Below are 22090 nucleotides of genomic sequence, written 5' to 3' on the forward strand. Positions count from 1 at the left end.
TTTCGCCTGCTGAGCAGATTAATCCAGTTGGGTAATATCCAGCGCAGCGCGATCGATAATACCGATGATTTTTTTGATTTGCGCATCGCTGGTATCACCATGATTGACCCGTAGGTCCAGCACGGCTTTGAAGTTCTCCAGCGCGCGTTTCATCTGCGGGTTCTTGCGCAATTCAAAACCCACGCAGCGGGCTTTGATCCGTTCGTGGATATGGTCCAGATGCTCACGGTTTTCATCCAGCCACTGCTGGCCCAGGGCGGTGATCGCAATCTGTTTACGCCCACCTTCCTCATCGCTGATAGTGATCAGCTCCTGATCCTGCAAGAAGTCCAGCGTCGGATAAATAACGCCCGGGCTCGGGGTGTAGTTACCCTGAGTCAGGGTTTCAATCGCTTTTATCAGCTCATAGCCGTGGCTGGCGTCGCGGGTCAGGATATCCAGAATCACCAGGCGTAATTCTCCGTGACCGAAGAAGCGCTGGCGACGACCGCCGCCGCGACCGTGGCGGTGTCCGCAACCCTGTTCAGGGTGGTGTGCTTTATTACAACCTTCATGGCGATGTTCTTCACCTTTGCAGCAGCCTGCGTGGTGCTCGTTGTGGCGGCCTTCATGGCGATGTTCTTCACCTTTGCAGCAGCCTGCGTGGTGCTCGTTGTGGCGGCCTTCATGGTGATGTCCTTCACCTTTGCAGCAGCCTTCGTGTTGGTGCTCTGTATGTTTGCAGCAGCCTTCGTGTTGGTGCTCTGTATGTTTGCAGCAACCTTCATGATGGTTTTTCATCATCGTCTCCTGATGTTATTTAGATATATCTAATTTATATCTAAAAATAATGCTCTTGCAATATCATTAGTTTGGTTTTTTTTAATTTATTGATTTTCAGGTATTTTTATTTGGTCTTTGAAGGTGATTAATCAGAGTGTGGCTATATCAAAAAAGTGCTTGCAATCCTTGTGATTAGCAATCATTATCATTTAAAAATAAATTTAGATATATCGTATTATCTTTTTAAAGGCGAGAAAATGACAAAAAACACCTCACGCTACCCGCAGCGCGTTCGCAATGAATTGCGCTTCCGTGAACTTACCGTCCTGCGCGTTGAACGTGTTAGCGCGGGCTTTCAGCGCATCGTACTGGGCGGTGACGCTCTGGACGGTTTTAGCTCGCACGGCTTTGATGACCACACCAAGGTCTTTTTCCCGGAACCGGGCTGCCATTTCGTGCCGCCAGTAGTCACTGATGAGGGCATCGTCTGGGCCGACGGGGTGCGTCCGCTCTCCCGTGACTACACGCCGTTGTATGACGAAGCGCGCCATGAGCTGGCACTGGATTTTTATATGCATGACGGTGGAGTGGCGAGCACATGGGCGATGAATGCCCGCGTGGGTGACAAGCTGACGATCGGCGGACCGCGCGGTTCGTTGGTGGTGCCAGAGGATTATGCGTATCAGGTTTACGTGTGTGATGAATCAGGAATGCCCGCGCTGCGCCGACGGCTGGAGTCACTCAGCCGCTTAGCGGTACGTCCAAACGTCACGGCGCTGGTCAGCGTGCAGGATGCAGCGTACCAGGATTATCTTGCCCATCTCGACGGATTTACTATTGAGTGGTTTATCGGCCATGACGCGCAGGTAGTGAATGAACGCTTATCGCGACTAGCCGTGTCCACAGATGATTATTACATCTGGATCACTGGTGAAGGCAAGGTGGTAAAAAACCTGAGTGCTCGCTTTGAAACCGAGGCGTTTGACCCTCAACGGGTGCGTGCGGCAGCCTACTGGCATCAGCGTAAAGCGGCAGATTAATAACTAGACGGCGGGACGCCAAATGCCTGGCGGAAGGCATAACTAAATGCCGCGGTGCTTGAATACCCTACGTCGAGCGCCACGGCGGTCACGCTTTTATTTTTTTTCAGCATTAATACGGATTCCAGAATACGCATTTTTTGTTTCCAGACGCTGAAAGGCAATCCAGTTTCTTTTTTGAAATGGCGTGAAAAGGTTCGGGCAGACATACCCAGATGATGTGCCCAGTATTCAACCGAATGCTCCAGAGCGGGGGATTCTTGTATGGTTCGGCATATTTTGGTTAATTCGCGATCCTGCGGCCAGGGTAATACAAAAGCGACTTCCGGGAGTTGCAGAATAATGTCGACCAGCACGCTCACCAGTCTGCCCTCTTTGGAGTGGCTATCATAATGCCCCGAAACTAAATTCGTGGCGTAATGAATAAACTCTCTGGCGAAATCACTGATAGCGACCACTTTACATTCATTAATGCGCGCTTCAAGAAAGCCCGGTTTAATATCCAGGTTCTCTAAATACACATCATCCAGAGCCCAAACTGCATGCTCCGTATTATTGGGGATCCAGATGCCATAGTGCGCCGGGATTATCCAGCACTTGCCGGCAACATCAATACGCATACTGCCTTTGCGGGCGAAATGGAACTGCATAAAAGAGTGTGAATGCGGCGGAACATGGTGGTTGGCTTCTAATACATAGGAGCGAAAATACACGTCCTGCGGCAGTTCCGCCATGGAGTTATCCGGGAAGAAGTTCCACTGTTTTTGCGCGAGAGTTTCCATAAATAAATCGTCAATGCTCCCGGTGGTGTGGCCGCTGCTCGATAGATCTTGTCCGCAGATCATAATACATACACCCTGTTTTCCATAATAATCTTGCGTAAGAATTTTTAGCCCACTTTTGGTAAATACCATGAACTCGCTTTGTTCAGATGCTGTCATCGTCAATGAAACAAATGATAACTGGACCCGAATGGGAAAAGAGCTGCTTTCGCAAGCAGATATCAGGATTAATGGCTCCCGTCCCTGGGACATTCAACTTCATCATGCTGGTTTTTTTAAACGAGTATTGCAGCAAGGCTCGTTAGGGCTTGGTGAAAGCTATATGGAAGGCTGGTGGGACTGCGAGCGGCTCGATATTCTGTTCTGCAAAATCCTCAAAGCAAAACTTGACCAGCAGATGCCGGGTAATCTGAAAGATATTTTACGTATTGCCAGTGCGCGCCTGTTTAATTTGCAGTCGCGCAGCCGCGCGTGGATTGTCGGCAAAGAGCACTACGATATTGGTAACGATCTCTTTGCGTTGATGCTTGATCCGCATATGCAATATTCCTGCGGTTACTGGAAAGACGCGACCACATTAGACGATGCGCAAAATGCCAAATTAAAAATGATCTGTGAGAAGTTGCAACTTAAACCGGGTATGCGTTTACTCGACATCGGTTGTGGCTGGGGCGGGCTGGCGGAATATGCGGCGCGTCATTACGGTGTGGTGGTAGAAGGCGTTACTATCTCCAAAGAGCAGCAGAAAATGGCCCAGCAGCGCTGTGAAGGGCTGGACGTTAATATTCTGCTGCAGGACTATCGCGACCTCGATAAACACTACGATCGCATTGTTTCCGTGGGGATGTTTGAACATGTAGGGCCGAAAAACTACGACACCTATTTCAGCATCGCCGACCGTTGTTTAAAACCGGATGGGCTGTTCCTGTTACATACCATTGGTAGCAATAAAAAGGGGATGAGCGTCGATCCGTGGATCAATAAATACATTTTCCCGAACGGCTGCTTACCGGCGATCTCCCATATTGCTGAGGCCAGCGAATCACGGTTTGTGATGGAAGACTGGCATAATTTTGGCAGCGATTATGATAAAACGCTGATGGCATGGCACGAGCGTTTTAATCAGGCATGGCCGGAGCTGTCAGCACGTTATTCCGCCACCTTCAGAAGAATGTTTAATTACTATTTATGCGCCTGCGCCGGTGCTTTTCGCGCCAGAGATATCGAACTTTGGCAGGTGCTGTTTAGCCGCGGCGTGGAAGGTGGGATTCGCGTTTACCGTTAACGTTTTGCCTGATGACGCTTGTGTCATCAGGCATTGATTAAAACTTAGCTCACCATCTCCTCCGCCAGGGCTTTAAACACCATCGCTACGGCGTGCGCGCCGGGGTCCATATTGCCGAGCAGGCTTTCGCTGTTCAGATAAGATGCGCGCCCCGCATTGGCTTTACTCGACAGACAGGTTCGTTCGGCACCCGCTTGCGCAGCGTCGAATGCGGCCTGCATATTTTGTGGCTGTGCGAGCAGCGACGTCAGGGCCGGCTGCAGTGCATCAATCATGGTGCGATCGCCTTCATCAGCGCCGCCGTAGAACTTCATCTGCGCCAGACCCGTATTCAGCGCCTCGGCAACGTTAGCGCCCTGTTCGAGTTTCTGTCCGGCGGCGGTAAAGAAGATCGACATCAGCACACCGCTGGAACCGCCCATCACCACGGTCAGGCGTTCGCCAATCAGCGCGAACAACGTGGCAAGGTTATCCAGCGGTAGCTGCTGGCGATGCAACAGGCTGGCAATCTCACGCGCGCCGGCGGCAAAGGTCGAACCGGTATCGCCATCGCCAACTTTGGCATCCAGCGCATTCAGATGTGTCTCCAGACCGGAAAGAGTTGCGGTGACAAGTTCCACAATCCCGGCTACCAGGGTGTTTTCCGAAGGCTGAAACTCCACGCGCGCACTGCGCTGAGATGACGGTACGCAACTGATTTCTCGTGGTGGGATCGGGGTTGGCCAGTTACTGGTTTCCACCTCTGTGAGTAGCGCTTTTTCGATGCTTTCTTCGAGCACGATGGCCGTAAGTGAAAAACCTTTCATATCCAGCGCGGTGACCAGCGAAGCTGGGCCAATCAACCAGTCGATACGCGGATGCAGTGGGCTGCTGATCAGTTCGCGGGTAATGATGGCCATTTCGGCCACGGACACGCCGCCAAGATTGTTAATCATCACTGCCAGACGACCGGTTTCAGGCAGGACCGCCAGCAGTTTATCCACCATCAAATTCACCACTTGCGCACTGTTTTGCGTGTCGATAACCGAAGCACCCGGTTCGCCGTGAATGCCCATCCCCAGCTCCGCATGACCAGGATGATGACGCGGTGCGGCGTCTGTTTCTTGCGGCAGATGGCAGCTGGAAAGGGCGACGCCCAGGCTGAAAGTGTTGTTGGCTGCGTACTGCGCTTCACGCAGGACGGTGGCGAGGTTGTAGCCGCGTTCGGCGAAATAGCCTGCGATTTTATGCACCAGGATGGTTCCCGCAATGCCACGCGGGTGTTTGTTATCCGGCAGAGAGATGTCGTCGCCGACAATCAGCATTTCAACGTTATAGCCAAGGCGACGTGCTTTCTCGGCGGCGAGACCGAAATTAAGGCGGTCACCGGTGTAGTTTTTCACGATCAACAGACAGCCAGCCTCACCGGTCACCGCCTGAATAGCGGTCAGTACCGCATCTACGCTCGGAGAGGCGAACACATCTCCGCAGACCGCAGCGGTGAGCATCCCTTTACCGATAAAACCAACGTGCGCGGGTTCGTGTCCTGAACCGCCGCCAGAAATGACCGCCACATTATTTTTGTTGAGGTCACGACGGATCACGATGCGGATGGCTGGATCGCTTTCCAGACGCGCAAGGTTATTCCACGGGCTGGCGATAATCGTGCCGTCGATGACGTCGCTTACGAGATGGGTACGGTGGTTAAAAAAGAATTGAGACATAACGACTCCTCGAGGTTGAGTGAAAGACAAACCCCCGAATGTGTAACCATGGTGCGGAGGCGATGGAGAGATTCTGGCGAACTCAGCGTGGAAAAAAACAACGCTAAAATGAGTTTCATTACGGAACGTCATCGTTATTTTTTGTTTCGAAATGAAACTTAAAAAGTTAGGGAATCATCGCAATGCGAGCTTGCTCGACTTTTTTTTCCTGCCAAAAGTACAGGTCATACGGTGTAGTCGGCCTTTTTTTGTCGGTTTTAAATGCAGCGAAGTGAGTAAAAGGGAAAGTGGGATTGGTGATTGCCGGAGATTTGGCGGGAAATGAACGGATCGGGATCGCAAACCTTATCATTTTTGTGGATAAGCGTTCCAATCTGGAACGTTCGTGGTTTTTATCTGTTTCATATCAGAACAAAAAGACGAAAGATTTTTTTGTGTACGCCTCGCCATACAGTTATTGCATCGCTCCGGTACCTCCCGTTTTCGCCGTCAGCATTCGGCCTAACAGGTTAACGCCAGGGCTCACCATGTAAAAACATGTACTTATTTGAGGATGAAAGGAATGCTAAAAGTTATTCAATCTCCAGCCAAATATCTCCAGGGTCCTGACGCTTCCACCTTATTTGGTCAATATGCTAAAAATCTGGCGGACAGCTTTTTCGTGATTGCGGATGACTTCGTGATGAAGCTGGCGGGAGAGAAAGTACTCAACGGTCTGCACAGCCACGATATTAGCTGTCATGCGGAACGCTTCAACGGGGAATGCAGCCATGTCGAAATTAATCGCCTGATTGCCATTCTGAAACAGCACGGTTGCCGTGGCGTGGTTGGGATTGGCGGTGGAAAAACGCTGGATACCGCTAAAGCGATTGGTTACTACCAGAAGCTGCCGGTGGTGGTGATCCCGACTATTGCGTCTACCGATGCGCCAACCAGCGCGCTGTCCGTTATCTACACCGAAGCTGGTGAGTTTGAAGAGTATCTGATCTACCCGAAAAATCCGGATATGGTGGTGATGGATACCGCAATCATTGCCAAAGCGCCGGTCCGTCTGCTGGTGGCCGGGATGGGTGATGCGCTGTCGACCTGGTTTGAAGCGAAAGCCTGTTATGACGCCAGAGCGACCAGCATGGCGGGCGGACAGTCCACTGTGGCGGCGCTGAGCCTGGCGCGCCTGTGCTATGATACCCTGCTGGCGGAAGGCGAAAAGGCACGCTTTGCCGCGCAGGCTGGCGTGGTGACCGACGCGCTGGAACGTATTGTCGAAGCGAACACTTACCTCAGCGGCATCGGCTTTGAAAGCAGCGGTCTTGCGGGAGCGCATGCTATTCATAACGGATTTACAATTCTGGAAGAGTGCCACCATTTGTATCACGGTGAGAAAGTCGCCTTTGGTACGCTGGCGCAGTTGGTGCTGCAAAACAGCCCGATGGAAGAGATCGAAACCGTACTGAATTTCTGTCAGAAAGTCGGTCTGCCGGTAACGTTAGCGGAAATGGGCGTGAAAGATGACATCGACGGCAAGATTATGGCCGTGGCCAAAGCGACCTGCGCAGAAGGTGAAACCATACACAATATGCCGTTCCCGGTGACGCCTGAAAGCGTTCATGCCGCTATTCTGACGGCAGACCTGCTGGGACAGCAGTGGCTGGCGCGTTAATCAGTCGTCGGTAAGTTTTTATCCGACATCTTCTCCCCCTCTGACAGTCTCTGCCGGAGGGGTTGTCTATGGTAAAACAGCGGAAAGGGATATGACGGCGCACACGCATAGCATCGGGAAGGAAGTCTCTTCGGTTCTTGCCCAGTCATGGCATCGTTGCAGCAAGTTTATGCAGCGGGAAACCTGGCAGGCACCGCATCAGGCGCAGGGGCTGACCTTTGAGTCGATTTGTCGTCGCAAGACGGCGCTGCTGACGATTGCCCAGGCCGCGCTGGAAGATGCCTGGGAATTTATGGACGGCCGTCCGTGCGCGCTGCTGATTCTGGATGAGTCGGCCTGTATTCTCAGCCGTTGCGGCGATCCGCAGACGGTGGAACAACTGGCGGAGCTCGGGTTTCGCGACGGCAGTTACTGTGCGGAAAGCATTATTGGCAGCTGTGCGCTGTCGCTGGCGACGATGCCGGGGCAGCCGACAAAAACCTCTGGCGATCAGCACTTTAAGCAGGCGTTGCATCCGTGGTCGTTCTGCTCGACGCCGGTATTCGATAACCATGGTCGACTGTTTGGCTCTATCTCGCTGTGCTGTCTGGTAGAGCATGAGTGCGTTTCTGATTTATCCCTGACGCTGGCGATTGCCAGAGAAGTCGGTAACTCTTTACTGACCGACAGTCTGCTGGCTGAATCCAATCGTCATCTGAACCAAATGTACGGACTGCTGGAAAGCATGGATGATGGCGTGATGGCCTGGAACGAACAGGGCGTATTGCAGTTCCTCAATGCGCGAGCGGCGCTGCTTTTGCATCTCGACGCGCAGGCCAGTCAGGGGAAAAATATTAACGACCTGCTCAATCTGCCCATGCTGCTGCGTCGGGCGATCAAACATGCCCGCGGCCTGAATCACGTCGAAGTCACCTTTGAAAGTCAGCATCAGTTTGTTGATGCCGTCATTACCCTGAAGCCGATTGTTGAAGAGCAGGGCAACAGCTTTATTCTGTTGCTGCATCCGGTTGAACAAATGCGTCAACTGATGACCAGCCAGCTCGGCAAGGTGAGCCATACCTTTGAGCAGATGTCGACAGACGATCCGGAAACCCGGCGCTTGATCCATTTCGGTCGTCAGGCAGCGCGGGGGAGCTTCCCGATTCTGCTGTGTGGGGAAGAGGGGGTCGGTAAAGAGTTGTTGAGCCAGGCTATTCACAATGAAAGCGAACGCGCCAGCGGGCCGTATATCGCCGTGAACTGCCAGCTGTATGCCAACAGCGTGCTGGGTCAGGATTTTATGGGCAGCGCGCCTACCGATGATGAGAACGGTCGGTTGAGTCGTCTTGAACTGGCCAATGGCGGCACCCTGTTTCTGGAAAAAATTGAGTATTTAGCGCCGGAGCTGCAATCCGCGCTGCTACAGGTGATTAAGCAGGGGGTTTTAACCCGCCTGGATGCCCGGCGGCTGATTCCGGTGGATGTGAAAGTGATTGCCACCACCACGGTCGATCTCGCTAATCTGGTGGAACAAAACCGCTTTAGCCGTCAGCTGTATTATGCGCTGCACTCTTTTGAGATAGTCATCCCACCGCTGCGGGCGCGGCGCAGTAGTATTCCCTCGCTGATTTTTACGCGGCTGAATAGCCTGAAAAAACGCTTTTCAACCAGCCTGAAGATTGACGACGACGCGCTGGCGCAACTGGTGGCCTATTCGTGGCCGGGCAATGACTTTGAGCTGAACAGTATTATCGAAAATATCGCCATCAGCAGTGAAAACGGTCATATTCGGCTGAGCAATCTACCGGATTATCTGTTTGCCGAACGCCCTGGTCTGGAGACGGCATCTTCACTGCTGCCAGCCAGCCTGACATTTACCGCCATCGAAAAAGAGGCGATTATCCACGCCGCCCGCGTCACTAGCGGGCGCGTGCAGGAGATGTCGCAGCTGCTGAATATTGGTCGCACCACCCTGTGGCGCAAGATGAAGCAGTACGACATCGATGCCAGTCAGTTTAAGCGCAAACATCTGGAGTAGTTTCTTCGATTCTGGCCATCGAAAACAACACATCCGACAGTCGGTTGATGTAACGTTTGGCCTCATCGCGTAACGTCAGGGTTCTGTCCATCGCGATCAGGATCCGCTCCAGCCGACGCACCAGGGTTCGCGCAACGTGTAGCTGTGCCGAGGCCAGGTTTTTCCCCGGAATAACAAACGCTTTGAGCGGGCCGCTTTGCGCCATATTACGGTCAATAAGCTGCTCCAGCGCCTGAGTATCCTCTTCACCAATACGCTGCTTTAAGCGGGTAAGTCCTTGCTCATCACTGGCGAGCTCTGCTCCAAGTACAAACAGCATCTTCTGTATGGCGTGCAGTTCCTGGCGTAGCTCGGCCTGGCGCGTGCTGGCATAGCAGACGCCAAGCTGGGAAATCAGTTCATCCACGGTGCCGTAGGCGTCAACGCGGATGTCGTCTTTGTCGATGCGGCTGCCGCCATATAGCGCAGTGGTGCCTTTATCGCCGGTTCGGGTGTAGATGCGGTACATTTATGTTATCTCGCTGAAAGGAAGCACTTTAACCAGTTGACCGGCATTGGCGCCGAGCACGCGGATCCGGACAGCCCCGGCGCAGATATGCCCGCAGACCAGCGCCCGATCCTCGGGCAACTGGGCATGGGTTAAGGCAATATCACCCGCGTTATTGAGGCCGAGCCCCACGCGTAGCGTCGAACTTTTGGCCGCCAGTTGGCCCAGCGCCAGCGCGCAGTCATGATCGTCGCAACAGATTGCCCGGTAAGGAACGCCTTGCTCTTCCAGTCCCCAACACAGCTCATCAAGCACGTGAGTATCCTGCCAGCGTGAGTGATAAAACAGATGTACGGCCGGTGATGAAAGTGACATGGCGTCCCCTGCGTTATCAGAATGCCTGACGGAAGATCCCGGCAATTTCTTTCTCGTTCCCTTTGCGTGGGTTGGAGAAGGCATTGCCGTCCTTCAGCGCCATTTCCGCCATATAGGGGAAATCGGCTTCTTTGACGCCCAGATCGCGCAGATGCTGCGGAATGCCGATGTCAGCAGAGAGGCGAGCGATGGCGTGAATCGCCAGTTCGGCCGCATCCATGGTTGAGAGTCCGTTAGTGTTTTCGCCCATAAACTCTGCGATGTCGGCAAATTTTTCCGGGTTAGCGATCAGGTTATAGCGTGCCACGTGCGGCAGCAGTACGGCATTCGCTACGCCGTGCGGCATGTCGTACAGACCGCCAAGTTGATGCGCCATCGCATGAACGTAGCCGAGGTTGGCGTTGTTGAAGGCCATGCCCGCCAGCAGCGAAGCGTAGGCCATATTCTCACGTGCTTTCAGATTGCTGCCCAGCGCCACGGCCTGCCGTAAATTACGGGCGATCAGGCGGATCGCCTGGATAGCGGCGGCGTCGGTGACCGGGTTGGCATCTTTGGAAATATAGGCTTCCACGGCGTGGGTCAGGGCGTCCATCCCGGTCGCCGCGGTCAGTGGTGCGGGTTTGCCGAGCATCAGCAACGGATCGTTAATGGAGACTGACGGCAGGTTGCGCCAGCTGACAATCACAAACTTCACTTTGGTTTTGGTATTGGTCAGCACGCAGTGGCGGGTAACTTCGCTGGCGGTACCGGCAGTGGTATTCACCGCGACAATCGGCGGCAGTGGATTGGTCAGGGTTTCAATCCCGGCATAGCTGTAGAGATCGCCTTCGTGGGTCGCCGCGATACCGATACCTTTACCGCAGTCATGTGGGCTACCGCCGCCGACGGTAACGATGATATCGCAATGCTCTTTGCGAAAGACTTCCAGACCGTCGCGCACGTTGGTATCTTTGGGGTTAGGTTCAACGCCGTCAAAAACCACCACCTCAATACCGGCTTCACGCAGATGGGCGAGAGTTTTATCTACCGCGCCGTCTTTAATCGCTCGCAGACCTTTATCAGTAACCAGCAGCGCTTTTTTACCACCCAACAATTTGCAGCGCTCGCCGACAACGGAAATAGCATTCGGGCCAAAGAAGTTCACATTTGGCACCAGGTAATCAAACATACGATAGCTCATAATATACCTTCTTAGATTTAAATTATAATTCAGAGAAACAATTCAGTGCGGTTTCTGCTAATAATCTGTCTTGTTCGACGGTACCACCGCTTACGCCTACGGCACCGATTAATTTACCGTTTAATATGACGGGTAAGCCGCCGCCGAAAATAACAATGCGCTGTTGATTAGTAAGCTGCAAACCATACAGAGAAGCCCCCGGTTGTACTGCGTCGGTAATTTCATGGGTACCCTGTCGCAGGCAGCAGGCGGTATACGCTTTATTAAGAGAGATATCACAGCTGGTGACAAACGCATCGTCCATGCGTTGCATCAGCAGTGTGTTTCCGCCACGATCAACCACGGAAAAAACCACCGGAACGTTAATTTCAAGCGCTTTAGCCTCGACGGCCTGCGCCATTTTTTTTGCCGCCGCCAGCGTAATGGTGGCGATTTGTTGGCTCTTATTCACAGTCTCTCCTGAAAATGTTGTAGGGCTGAGGTCACGAAAAATATCGCGTAGCAGCTATTTTTATCATTGGCTTTACCTTATTTTCTCGCCGTGCGTTATTAAGTCAATAGGGCGAAAATTTCAGAGATATTAAATTCACCTTCCCGGTTTTGCGTTTATTGATAATGATCATTTAACCTCGTCACAATTCACGATGGATATTCCTGAATTGCGTTTCAATATGAAACGATGCGTTTTTATTAGGTGCCAAATTGGAACGAAATTAATTTTATTTTTTTATTGTTCTGCTCATTTAGAGTTCGACCATTGCTGATGAAAGGCGAATGACGGGTGTTGTGTCCCCGGCAATGCGGCCCGGCGTCCCTATTTTTTATCTTTTGAGTCAATAAATCATGAGAAGATCAAAACGATTCGAAGTACTTGCGAAGCGGCCTGTAAATCAGGATGGGCTGATTGGCGAATGGCCTGAAGAGGGGCTGATCGCCATGGAAAGCCCCTACGATCCCGCTTCATCGGTGAAGGTAGAATGTGGTCGTATTGTTGAGCTGGACGGTAAGAGCCGCGCCGAGTTCGACATGATCGACCGTTTCATTGCCGACTACGCCATTAACGTGGCTGAGGCCGAGCGCGCCATGCAGCTCGACGCGCTGGAGATCGCCAGAATGCTGGTGGATATCCACGTCAGTCGGGAAGAGATTATTGCCATTACCACCGCCATCACCCCGGCGAAAGCGGTGGAAGTGATGGCGCAAATGAACGTGGTGGAGATGATGATGGCGCTGCAAAAAATGCGCGCCAGACGCACCCCCTCCAATCAGTGTCACGTGACCAACCTGAAAGATAACCCGGTACAGATTGCCGCCGACGCCGCCGAAGCGGGGATCCGTGGTTTTTCCGAGCAGGAAACGACGGTCGGGATCGCCCGTTATGCGCCGTTTAACGCCCTGGCGCTGCTGGTGGGGTCTCAGTGCGGTCGCCCCGGCGTGCTGACGCAATGTTCCGTTGAAGAGGCCACGGAGCTGGAGCTGGGAATGCGCGGGCTGACCAGCTACGCCGAAACGGTGTCGGTCTATGGTACGGAGTCGGTATTTACCGATGGTGATGACACGCCGTGGTCAAAAGCGTTTCTCGCCTCAGCGTATGCATCGCGTGGCCTGAAGATGCGCTACACCTCCGGCACCGGTTCGGAAGCGCTGATGGGCTATTCCGAAAGTAAATCGATGCTGTACCTGGAGTCGCGCTGCATTTTTATCACCAAAGGCGCAGGCGTACAGGGGCTGCAAAACGGCGCGGTCAGCTGTATCGGCATGACTGGTGCAGTACCGTCAGGGATCCGCGCGGTGCTGGCGGAAAACCTGATAGCCTCAATGCTCGACCTTGAAGTGGCCTCCGCCAATGACCAGACCTTTTCCCATTCCGATATTCGCCGTACTGCCCGTACCCTGATGCAGATGCTGCCGGGCACCGACTTTATCTTCTCCGGTTATAGCGCGGTACCCAACTACGACAACATGTTTGCCGGATCGAACTTCGACGCTGAAGACTTCGATGATTACAACATTCTGCAACGCGATCTGATGGTTGACGGGGGCCTGCGACCGGTCACGGAAGAGGAAACCATCGCTATTCGCAATAAGGCCGCCCGTGCCATTCAGGCGGTGTTCCGCGAACTGGGCCTGCCGCTAATTAGTGATGAAGAGGTGGAGGCAGCCACTTACGCTCACGGCAGCAAAGATATGCCCGCACGCAATGTGGTGGAGGATCTGGCTGCTGTGGAACAGATGATGAAGCGCAATATCACCGGACTGGATATCGTCAGCGCGTTAAGTTGTAGCGGTTTCGAAGACATCGCCAGCAATATCCTCAACATGCTGAGGCAGCGCGTCACCGGTGATTACCTGCAAACGTCGGCCATTCTGGATCGCCAGTTCGACGTCGTCAGTGCCGTCAATGACATCAATGATTATCAGGGACCCGGCACCGGCTATCGTATTTCTGCCGAACGCTGGGCGGAAATTAAAAATATAGCGGGTGTGGTTCAGCCCAGCGCGATCGAATAAGGCGGTAGACAGTGGAATGCACAACTGAGCGTAAGCCGGTTTTTACCTTGCAGGTGAGCGAAGGCGAGGCGGCTAAAGCGGACGAACGCGTGGATGAAGTAGTGATTGGCGTCGGCCCGGCCTTTGATAAGTATCAGCATAAAACCCTTATTGAGATGCCGCACAAAGCGATTTTGAAAGAGCTGGTTGCTGGCATCGAAGAAGAGGGGTTACATGCGCGGGTAGTGAGGATCCTGCGCACCTCGGATGTTTCTTTTATGGCGTGGGATGCGGCAAATCTTAGTGGTTCTGGTATCGGGATTGGTATCCAGTCGAAAGGAACCACGGTGATTCATCAGCGCGATCTGCTGCCGTTGAGCAACCTGGAGCTGTTCTCTCAGGCTCCGCTACTGACGCTGGAAACGTATCGCCAGATTGGTAAAAACGCCGCGCGCTATGCACGTAAAGAGTCGCCCTCGCCGGTGCCGGTGGTGAATGACCAGATGGTGCGCCCTAAATTTATGGCTAAGGCCGCACTGTTTCATATCAAAGAAACCAAACACGTGGTGCAGGATGCTGCGCCCGTCACGCTGCATATTGCACTGGTAAGGGAATGACCATGAACGACAACATCATGACCGCGCAGGATTACCCATTAGCGACCCGCTGCCCGGAGAAAATTCAGACCCCCACCGGGAAACCGCTAACCGAGATTACCCTTGAGAATGTGCTGGCGGGCCGCGTAGGACCGCAGGATGTGCGTATTTCTCAGCAAACGCTGGAGTACCAGGCACAGATTGCCGAACAGATGCAGCGTCACGCCGTGGCGCGTAATTTCCGTCGTGCGGCAGAGCTGATTACCATCCCAGATGCCCGCATTCTGGAGATCTACAACGCGCTGCGCCCGTTTCGTTCTTCGTTTGCTGAGCTGCAGGCCATTGCCGATGAACTGGAATATACCTGGCATGCCACGGTGAACGCCGGGTTTGTTCGCGAGTCGGCAGAGGTGTATCAGCAGAGAAATAAGCTGCGTAAAGGCAGCCAATGACGGAGGGTGTATGCCACTAATTGCAGGGATTGATATCGGCAACGCCACCACTGAAGTGGCGCTGGCGCAGCATGGCCGGTTTATCGCCAGCGGGATTGTCGCGACTACCGGCATGAAAGGGACGCGGGATAATATTGCAGGGGTGGTGGCCTCCCTGCAGCAGACGCTGAATAACACGCCGTGGTCGCTTCAGGACGTGGCGAAAATCTGTATCAACGAGGCGGCACCGGTAATCGGCGATGTGGCGATGGAAACCATCACTGAAACCATTATTACCGAATCAACGATGATTGGGCATAACCCGCAAACGCCCGGCGGTATTGGTGTGGGAATAGGAACCACCATCACAGTGGAGAAGCTGGCGGCGGTTAGTGAAGATCATTTTGCTCAAGGCTGGATCCCGCTGGTAGGCGAGGAGATGGATTTTCTCGAGGCGGTTTGGCTTATCAATGAGGCACTGGATCGCGGTGTCAATGTGGTGGCGGCAATCCTGAAAAAAGATGATGGTGTACTGGTGAACAATCGTCTGCGCCGGACCATGCCAGTGGTAGATGAAGTTACCCTGATTGAGAAGGTGCCGGAAGGCGTGTTGGCGGCGGTGGAAGTGGCGGCCCCGGGGCAGGTGGTGCGGGTGCTGTCGAACCCTTACGGCATTGCGACCTTCTTTGCCCTGACGCCCGAGGAAACGCAAGCTATCGTCCCCATCGCCAGAGCGCTGATTGGCAACCGTTCTGCCGTGGTGCTGAAAACGCCGCAGGGCGATGTGTGTTCAAGAGTGATCCCGGCGGGCAAGATCGTTATCCGTGGCGAAAAGCGCGGCGGTGAAGCCGACGTTGCGCATGGCGCGCGGGCCATTATGCAGGTGGTAAGCGCCTGTGCGCCCGTGTGTGATATTCGCGGTGAAGCTGGTACGCACGCAGGTGGCATGCTGGAGCGGGTGCGTAAGGTGATGGCCTCACTGACCGGTCATGACATGAACACGGTGCACATTCAGGATCTGTTGGCGGTAGATACATTCATTCCGCGCAAGGTTCAGGGCGGTATTGCCGGGGAGTGTTCAATGGAGAACGCCGTTGGCATTGCGGCGATGGTGAAATCCGATCGCTTACAGATGCAGGCCATCGCCAGTGAGCTCAGCGCCCGGCTAAATACCCCGGTTGAAGTCGGTGGCGTAGAGGCCAACATGGCCATAGCCGGAGCGTTAACCACGCCCGGTTGTGCTGCACCGCTGGCGATCCTCGATCTGGGCGCAGGATCTACCGATGCCGCCATTATCAATAGCGACGGTGCAGTGAAAGCGGTTCATCTGGCCGGTGCGGGAAATATGGTTAGCCTGTTGATTCAAACAGAGTTGGGCTTAAGCGATCCGTTTTTGGCAGAGGAAATTAAAAAATACCCGCTGGCAAAAGTGGAGAGTCTGTTCAGCATTCGCCATGAGAACGGCGCGGTGGAGTTTTTTCGTGAACCGCTCAGCCCGTCGGTGTTTGCCAAAGTGGTGTATCTGAAAGACGGGGAGCTGATCCCGGTAGATAACCAAATCTCGCTGGAAAAAATTCGGCTGGTGCGCCGACAGGCTAAAGAGAAGGTTTTTGTGACCAACTGCCTGCGTGCGTTACGCCAGGTATCTCCCGGTGGAACCATTCGCGATATCTCTTTCGTGGTGCTGGTAGGCGGTTCCTCGTTGGATTTCGAAATCCCACAGATGATAACCGACGCGCTGGCGCATTACGGGGTTGTCGCCGGACAGGGCAACATCCGTGGTACTGAAGGGCCGCGTAATGCGGTGGCGACCGGGCTGGTTTTGGCTGGAATGGCGAATTAATCGCGCAGAAAACAGTCGCGCAAGCGTTTAGCTGCGGGGTAAATCAAATAAAGGTGATGTTCTCTTTGATATCCCGGCGGAGTTGGGTACATAGTATGAATGTGTCTCTCACGTGGTTAATTTTAAGGATAAGAGCATGCCAACAGCAATTGAGAAAGCATTGGATTTTATTGGTGGTATGAACACTTCGGCGTCAGTACCCCATTCAATGGATGAAAGTACCGCTAAGGGAATCTTAAAGTATTTGCATGACTTAGGTGTGCCAGCGAGTCCGGAAGTAGTGATGGCACGGGGTGAGCAGGAGGGATGGAATCCCGAGTTCACGAAAAAAGTAGCCGGATGGGCAGAAAAAGTCGCCTCCGGTAACCGCATCCTTATCAAGAACCCAGAGTATTTTTCAACCTATATGCAGGAGCAGCTCAAAGAACTGGTGTGAGCTGACTATAGGATCAAACTCTAACGGACGTTTCCATCTCTGATGGCAGCGTCCTAATGGCGTGCCAGCGATATAGGCTGGCGCAGCGTATGATATAACCTTATTCCCCGCATGGGGCTGTAAGATCATTTCCGAAGCGATGGCTTATCGCGAGAATTTCAGTCAGTGTGAGCAGATGGTCATCTGACCTGATTTACTTTCATTGGATACCACTGTGAACGCTATTTCGACGGCCACGCTACCGCGTTTGCACCAGGGCTGCGTGCTTACATCGACCAGACTGCCAGTTGGCACAAAACCAATCTAACGTCGGTGTACAGGGCGTCACCGGCATCAATGTCTCAGTCTTTCGGGACTTGCAGGCATCCGGCACTGATGCCGACCTGATCTACCTGGTCGGGGTCACGACACTGGTGAGCAAGGATGGCTTCAACTTCTTCTAGAGTCGGCGGATCTCGGCCTGAGCATCTGACAGTTCTTTATTGGTGGATGAGTCCGGCCGTACTCCTTTATCCTCGCGTACAGACTGTGTGGCAATATTGAGACGTTTTGCTCACGCTAAAAACGGAATCGCCACGCTAAACAATCTGTTTGGCTGTTTCAACTTTACACTCTTCGGGATACCCCTTACCGCTGGGTAACCCTCTTTAAGTCCTCAGAAATGACGCTAAGATCTTTGTTAAATCCGAAGCTATTCATACCTCTAAACTGGTACAGAAACCTGATTAAAGGTTGCCATAAAGAACTATCTTCTGGCAAATCGTAAAACTCAGGTCGCACGATGATAATGGTCGGATACAACTAAATAAATCAGAAATCAAAACGGGAAAAATGCTCGAACAATAACGTGTTTTAGTTGATCGCTATAATGTGAGCTGGTACAAAAAAACTTTTAATTTTTAAATCAGTCTGAAGTATTGTTAGGTTATCATCCTGAGTATGTTTCCTTCCACGAATTACAGCTTTCAGGTAGCCTATGAATGAGTCTCGGTCCCCTACCGCCGTTATTGTGGATGACCATCCCTTGGCTCGCATGGCCATACGCGGCATGTTGGAAAAACAGCACATTACCATTATCAAAGAATTTGAGAACGGAGCGGAAGCCCTAAAGGAGTTGACGAAAACAGCTGTCGATATCGTCGTTGTGGATGTCGAAATTCCTGGCATAAATGGCGTTGAGCTGGTGGAGAAACTCAGGGCACAATGTTTTACTGGTGTGTTAATCGTAGTATCAGCAAAAAATGATCGCTATTACAGTAAACGCTGCGCGCAGGCTGGCGCGAATGCTTTTATTAGTAAAAAGCAAGATATGGAAAATATTCTCGCAGCGATTAATGCGGCGAAAAATGGTTATATCTACTTTCCCTTTTTCATGGAGGAACCGTCGGTAGAACTAACGGATAATCAGCGTCTTGAATCTCTCTCCGCGCAGGAGATGAAAGTAATGAGCTATATGCTAAGCGGCCTTGATAATACGCAGATTGGCGAAGCGATGTATATAAGCAGCAAAACGGTAAGTACCTATAAAACTAGATTAATGGAAAAATTAGGCTGTAAATCACTAGTCGAACTACTCTCTTTTGCTCATCAGAATAAGCTGACCTGAAGATGGAACTGCGTCTTGTACTTCTCCTGCTCCTCTGGGTTTTCAGCGGATGTGCTGCTTATGCTCAGGATGTCTCCCCCACTGAGCTAGAGCTGTCGGGATATAGTTACATTACTCCGGTGCCTGTGTACTTGAGTGAGGATAACAAGCGCTGGCTGTTGCAAAAAAGAGCGCTACGCATTGGAGTTTATCAACCTGAGCAGGCTCCGTTGGTGCAAACCACGCTCAGTGGGCGCTACAGGGGAATGAACGCTGACTATCTGACGCTAATCCATAATTCGCTAAATGTCCGTATCGCTGTACTGAGCTATAAAAATCGCGCTGATGCAATTCGCGCGCTACGTGCGGGCGAGATTGATACGGTATTGACTGGTCTTGATACGTTTCCTTTCGCTGAGGAGGGCATTCAGCTCTCGGAGACACTAGTACATTCCTGGCCCGTGCTGGTGACTTCGCTCTCTAACGTTATGGGTCCCTTGCATAGTCCGCAGAGTGCTCGTATTGCGGTTGTTGAGGGCTATCCTGGCGCTGATTTCATTCATGAGGTATTTCCGAATGCCGAAATAGCCAATTACGCCAGCTATCAGGAGGCGCTGAACTCCATTATTACCGGGCAGAATCGATGGTTTATGGGGGATTCGCTAACTACTAGCACTTGGCTTTCCCAAGAGTTCAGCCTGGCTTTGAGCGCGGTTAAATATTGGCCTTCACCACAAAAAATGAGCCATTTTTTATTCTTACCGGGACAAGAGCGTTTACTGAGCATCATTAATAGCACCATCAATGCAATCGATGAAAATCAGCATGGACAAATAGCGCAGTCGATGATCGACAAAGGTAACCTCTCTTTTTTACTTCAACCACTCAATCTGACGCCTCGTGAAAAACAGTGGCTAAAAACAAACAAAACGCTACGGGTAATTATTAATCCGTGGTTTGCGCCTTACACCATGGCCGACAATAATCAGGAAGTTCGGGGGATTGTAGGGGATATTCTTAATCTGATTAGTCTGCAAACTGGCCTGCAGTACGAAACGGTTGTCGTAAACTCGCGTGAAGATATGCTTTCAGAGATGAAAAAGGGCAACTGGCATATTGTACAGGCAGCCACCTTTGATTTGAGCCTCCAAAATACCCTCTCTTTCACTCATCCCTTTATTACCACCCAGTTTGTTACCGTTGTCAGAAAAGAGGATGCCCAGGCGATAGCGCTAAAGGCAGGAGCGCACGTGGCGATAAGCATCGATCATCCGTTACTGATGCAGATGAAAGCCCGTCATCCGGATATCTATTGGCAAGAAGTAGAAAACTCCAGTGTGGCATTAAATCTTGTTGCAACGGGAAAAGTTGACGCGGCGATTTCTAATCAGCTGACCGCTCGTTATCTCACTGAACATTATTATCCCGATCGGCTGACATGGCTCCCGTTGCCAGAGGTGCAACCGGCAGCAATCAGTTTTGCTGTACCGCGCTCAGAACCTGAATTAAGGCAGATCCTTGATAAGGCCTTGGATGATATCCCCCAGAAGGAAATTTTACAGATTGTCGGTAAATGGGTACGTCTGCCGGACGTCCAAATAGATACCTGGGAGTTGTATAACCGACCCTTCTATCTGGTAGCAACTCTCGCGACCCTTCTTGTCGTGAGTACCTTCCTCTGGGTGCTCTACCTGGCACGGCAGGTGCGTAGAAGAAAAGAGTCGCAGCGTTTACTGGAGAAGGAAAAGACCAAAGCACAGAAAGCTAATGAAGAGAAACGAGCCTTCCTCTCTCATATGAGCCATGAGATTCGCACCCCAGTAAGTGCCATTGTGGGATTTCTGGAACTGTTACAAAACTCAACGACAAACTTCAGTCATGAAGATAAAACTTCTATCGATCATGCAGTTACAGCTTCGCGATCGCTGTTGAAACTGATTGGTGAGATCCTCGATCTGGAGAAGATAGAATCCGGTTTGCAGGAGGTGATGCCGAAGTGGGTGCATGTTGATGCGATGATCAAAGAAAAAGTATTACTTTTTACCGCGCTTGCCGCGCAGAAAGGGATAGCGCTGGGCTATGACTCGCATCTGGAGCCAAAAGAAGCCATGCAGCTAGATCCACAGATGTTGGAACAGGTGCTGATGAATCTTATCGGCAATGCGGTGAAATTTACACGTCATGGAGAAGTTCAGGTCTCAGCGAAGAGACTGAATCACGCGCTGGTAATTTCCGTGAATGACACGGGGCCCGGTATCAGTAGCGAAGAACAAAAGTCGCTTTTTATGCCGTTCAGTCAGGGGAAAATGGGGGAGCTTCATCACGGGTCAGGGCTAGGATTGGCTATTGCAAAGGCATTGATGAACCAGATGGGGGGCACGATAGATTTGCAAAGTGAAGTTAATCAGGGGACCAGAGTGACGCTGAATTTGCCAGTACAAATTTCGTATGATGCACTCACTGACGTCGTTGAAACCGAGTCACCACCACCTCCTGTTATTGGCAAGACACTGCGGGTATTAATTGCCGACGATCACCCTTCCAGTCGTCTACTGTTAAAACGTCAGCTAGCCTCCCTGGAAATTGCTGCGGATGAAGCGGAAAACGGCGAAGAGGCATTACGTTATCTTCAGCAGGATCGTTACGATTTATTGATTACCGACCTTAACATGCCCGTGATGGATGGTATTGCACTTACTCGCGAGGTGAGACGATTTGATAGTGATCTTCCTATCTGGGGTCTGACCGCTACAGCGCAGCAGCATGAGCGTGAACGCTGTCTTGCGGCAGGAATGACCGATTGTCTATTTAAGCCAATTACCCTCGCGCAGCTCACTCGTCTGTTAGCCGGAGTAAGCCAGACGAACGAGTTAATGTTCGATGAGAAGCGGTTGGCGGTACTAGCACAAAACAATCGGGTGCTTATGCTCGCTGCGCTGCATGATGCGCAACGGGAAAATCGACACGATTTAGAAGCAGCCAGAACAGCCGCATTTGACGAGGACTATCCATCGGTGAAATATCATATTCATCGCCTTAATGGTACTGCCCAATTGCTGGGCATTAATGAAGTCATCACTGTTGCTCAAATGCTGGAAGAACGATTGCCTGATGCTATTACTGCGGCGGAACTGTTCGACTCTTTGAACCGAATCGAAAGCTCGCTCAATAATCTGGACCAATCCATAGAAAAATTTCAACAATAGCCCTTTTCCTACGTATGTAGGCGCTTGCTGACAGAATAATAAGCTCTCGCCAATGTTGCTCCACTGTTAACCAGGTAAAATTAGCCCTGTTCCGGTGAAGTATCTTTTGTTAAGTGACAATAGAATATTCCCTAAGAAAAATCCAATTCGATGGTTATTACAAGTTCTGGCTATCAAACAACTATAGATCATTAAGTTGCGCCTATGTTTCA

At 51.9% G+C, this 22090-nt stretch carries 18 protein-coding genes and 2 pseudogenes; 12 read left to right on the forward strand and 8 right to left on the reverse strand.

Annotation, left to right across the window (positions count from 1 at the left end; all coding sequences use genetic code 11):
* Positions 1–18: 18 nt before the first annotated feature.
* Positions 19–783: a PadR family transcriptional regulator gene (locus tag NMD08_RS03270; protein ID WP_370619504.1), complete on the reverse strand. Its 765-nt coding sequence runs from the start codon at positions 781–783 to the stop codon at positions 19–21.
* Between the two features lie 236 nt (positions 784–1019).
* Between NMD08_RS03270 and NMD08_RS03275 the strand changes: the two genes are divergently transcribed.
* Positions 1020–1802 carry a siderophore-interacting protein gene (locus NMD08_RS03275; RefSeq protein ID WP_370619506.1) on the forward strand — a complete coding sequence of 261 codons (783 nt, stop codon included), beginning with the start codon at positions 1020–1022 and terminating at the stop codon, positions 1800–1802.
* Here NMD08_RS03275 and NMD08_RS03280 read toward each other — a convergent pair.
* On the reverse strand, positions 1799–2647 hold the full coding sequence (locus tag NMD08_RS03280) for an AraC family transcriptional regulator (protein ID WP_187253288.1): 849 nt from the start codon (positions 2645–2647) through the stop codon (positions 1799–1801). The genes NMD08_RS03275 and NMD08_RS03280 overlap by 4 nt on opposite strands.
* A 67-nt stretch (positions 2648–2714) precedes the next feature.
* On the opposite strand from NMD08_RS03280, the gene cfa reads away from it, so the two are divergent.
* Positions 2715–3869, forward strand: a complete 1155-nt coding sequence (gene cfa, locus NMD08_RS03285; protein ID WP_187259049.1) for a cyclopropane fatty acyl phospholipid synthase — start codon at positions 2715–2717, stop codon at positions 3867–3869.
* A 44-nt stretch (positions 3870–3913) separates the two neighbouring features.
* Here cfa and NMD08_RS03290 read toward each other — a convergent pair whose 3' ends face one another.
* Entirely contained in the window at positions 3914–5572 is a 1659-nt protein-coding gene (locus NMD08_RS03290) for a glycerone kinase (RefSeq protein ID WP_151217799.1), read from the reverse strand.
* A gap of 562 nt (positions 5573–6134) precedes the next feature.
* Between NMD08_RS03290 and NMD08_RS03295 the strand changes: the two genes are divergently transcribed.
* Both NMD08_RS03295 and dhaR read left to right on the forward strand, forming a co-directional pair.
* Positions 6135–7232, forward strand: coding sequence for a glycerol dehydrogenase (locus tag NMD08_RS03295; RefSeq protein WP_032940746.1), 1098 nt, complete (start codon positions 6135–6137; stop codon positions 7230–7232).
* 91 nt (positions 7233–7323) lie between these two features.
* Entirely contained in the window at positions 7324–9249 is a 1926-nt protein-coding gene (dhaR, locus tag NMD08_RS03300) for a dihydroxyacetone kinase operon transcriptional regulator DhaR (RefSeq protein WP_210905412.1), read from the forward strand.
* On the opposite strand, the gene NMD08_RS03305 is transcribed toward dhaR, so the two are convergent.
* From NMD08_RS03305 to NMD08_RS03320, 4 genes are read right to left on the reverse strand one after another with little or no spacing between them, the layout of a single operon-like run.
* Positions 9227–9757 carry a cob(I)yrinic acid a,c-diamide adenosyltransferase gene (locus NMD08_RS03305; protein WP_151217796.1) on the reverse strand — a complete coding sequence of 177 codons (531 nt, stop codon included), beginning with the start codon at positions 9755–9757 and terminating at the stop codon, positions 9227–9229. The genes dhaR and NMD08_RS03305 overlap by 23 nt on opposite strands.
* Entirely contained in the window at positions 9758–10111 is a 354-nt protein-coding gene (locus tag NMD08_RS03310; RefSeq protein ID WP_151217795.1) for a glycerol dehydratase reactivase beta/small subunit family protein, read from the reverse strand.
* Between the two features lie 16 nt (positions 10112–10127).
* Positions 10128–11291: a 1,3-propanediol dehydrogenase gene (gene dhaT, locus NMD08_RS03315; RefSeq protein ID WP_151217794.1), complete on the reverse strand. Its 1164-nt coding sequence runs from the start codon at positions 11289–11291 to the stop codon at positions 10128–10130.
* 22 nt (positions 11292–11313) lie between these two features.
* Entirely contained in the window at positions 11314–11742 is a 429-nt protein-coding gene (locus tag NMD08_RS03320) for a heme-binding protein (protein WP_151217793.1), read from the reverse strand.
* 392 nt (positions 11743–12134) lie between these two features.
* Between NMD08_RS03320 and NMD08_RS03325 the strand changes: the two genes are divergently transcribed.
* The 6 genes and pseudogenes from NMD08_RS03325 to NMD08_RS03350 form a co-directional block, all read left to right on the forward strand.
* Positions 12135–13802, forward strand: coding sequence for a propanediol/glycerol family dehydratase large subunit (locus NMD08_RS03325; RefSeq protein WP_151217792.1), 1668 nt, complete (start codon positions 12135–12137; stop codon positions 13800–13802).
* Positions 13803–13813: 11 nt separating this feature from the next.
* Positions 13814–14398, forward strand: a complete 585-nt coding sequence (locus NMD08_RS03330) for a propanediol/glycerol family dehydratase medium subunit (protein WP_151217791.1) — start codon at positions 13814–13816, stop codon at positions 14396–14398.
* 2 nt (positions 14399–14400) lie between these two features.
* Positions 14401–14829, forward strand: a complete 429-nt coding sequence (locus NMD08_RS03335) for a diol dehydratase small subunit (protein ID WP_151217790.1) — start codon at positions 14401–14403, stop codon at positions 14827–14829.
* 10 nt (positions 14830–14839) lie between these two features.
* Positions 14840–16651 (forward strand): diol dehydratase reactivase subunit alpha, encoded by a 1812-nt coding sequence (locus tag NMD08_RS03340; protein ID WP_370619508.1) that lies wholly within the window; start codon positions 14840–14842, stop codon positions 16649–16651.
* A gap of 112 nt (positions 16652–16763) precedes the next feature.
* The gene (locus NMD08_RS03345; RefSeq protein WP_001573898.1) at positions 16764–17087 is read left to right on the forward strand and encodes a DUF1889 family protein; all 324 of its coding nucleotides are present in this window, start codon (positions 16764–16766) and stop codon (positions 17085–17087) included.
* Positions 17088–17196: 109 nt separating this feature from the next.
* Positions 17197–17527, forward strand: a pseudogene (locus NMD08_RS03350) (phage tail sheath subtilisin-like domain-containing protein); the annotation flags it as partial.
* A gap of 2 nt (positions 17528–17529) precedes the next feature.
* Here the strand turns inward: NMD08_RS03350 and NMD08_RS03355 are convergent.
* Positions 17530–17674: pseudogene (locus NMD08_RS03355) on the reverse strand (IS3 family transposase); the annotation flags it as partial.
* 389 nt (positions 17675–18063) lie between these two features.
* Between NMD08_RS03355 and evgA the strand changes: the two are divergent.
* Together evgA and NMD08_RS03365 are read left to right on the forward strand one after the other, a co-directional pair.
* Entirely contained in the window at positions 18064–18693 is a 630-nt protein-coding gene (evgA, locus tag NMD08_RS03360; protein ID WP_151217788.1) for an acid-sensing system DNA-binding response regulator EvgA, read from the forward strand.
* Between the two features lie 2 nt (positions 18694–18695).
* Complete coding sequence (locus NMD08_RS03365) at positions 18696–21878, forward strand: response regulator (RefSeq protein WP_370619510.1); 3183 nt, start codon at positions 18696–18698, stop codon at positions 21876–21878.
* Positions 21879–22090 lie beyond the last annotated feature (212 nt).

Origin of the sequence: Citrobacter meridianamericanus (assembly GCF_041320245.1) — a bacterium.
GTDB classification, from domain to species: domain Bacteria; phylum Pseudomonadota; class Gammaproteobacteria; order Enterobacterales; family Enterobacteriaceae; genus Citrobacter; species Citrobacter meridianamericanus.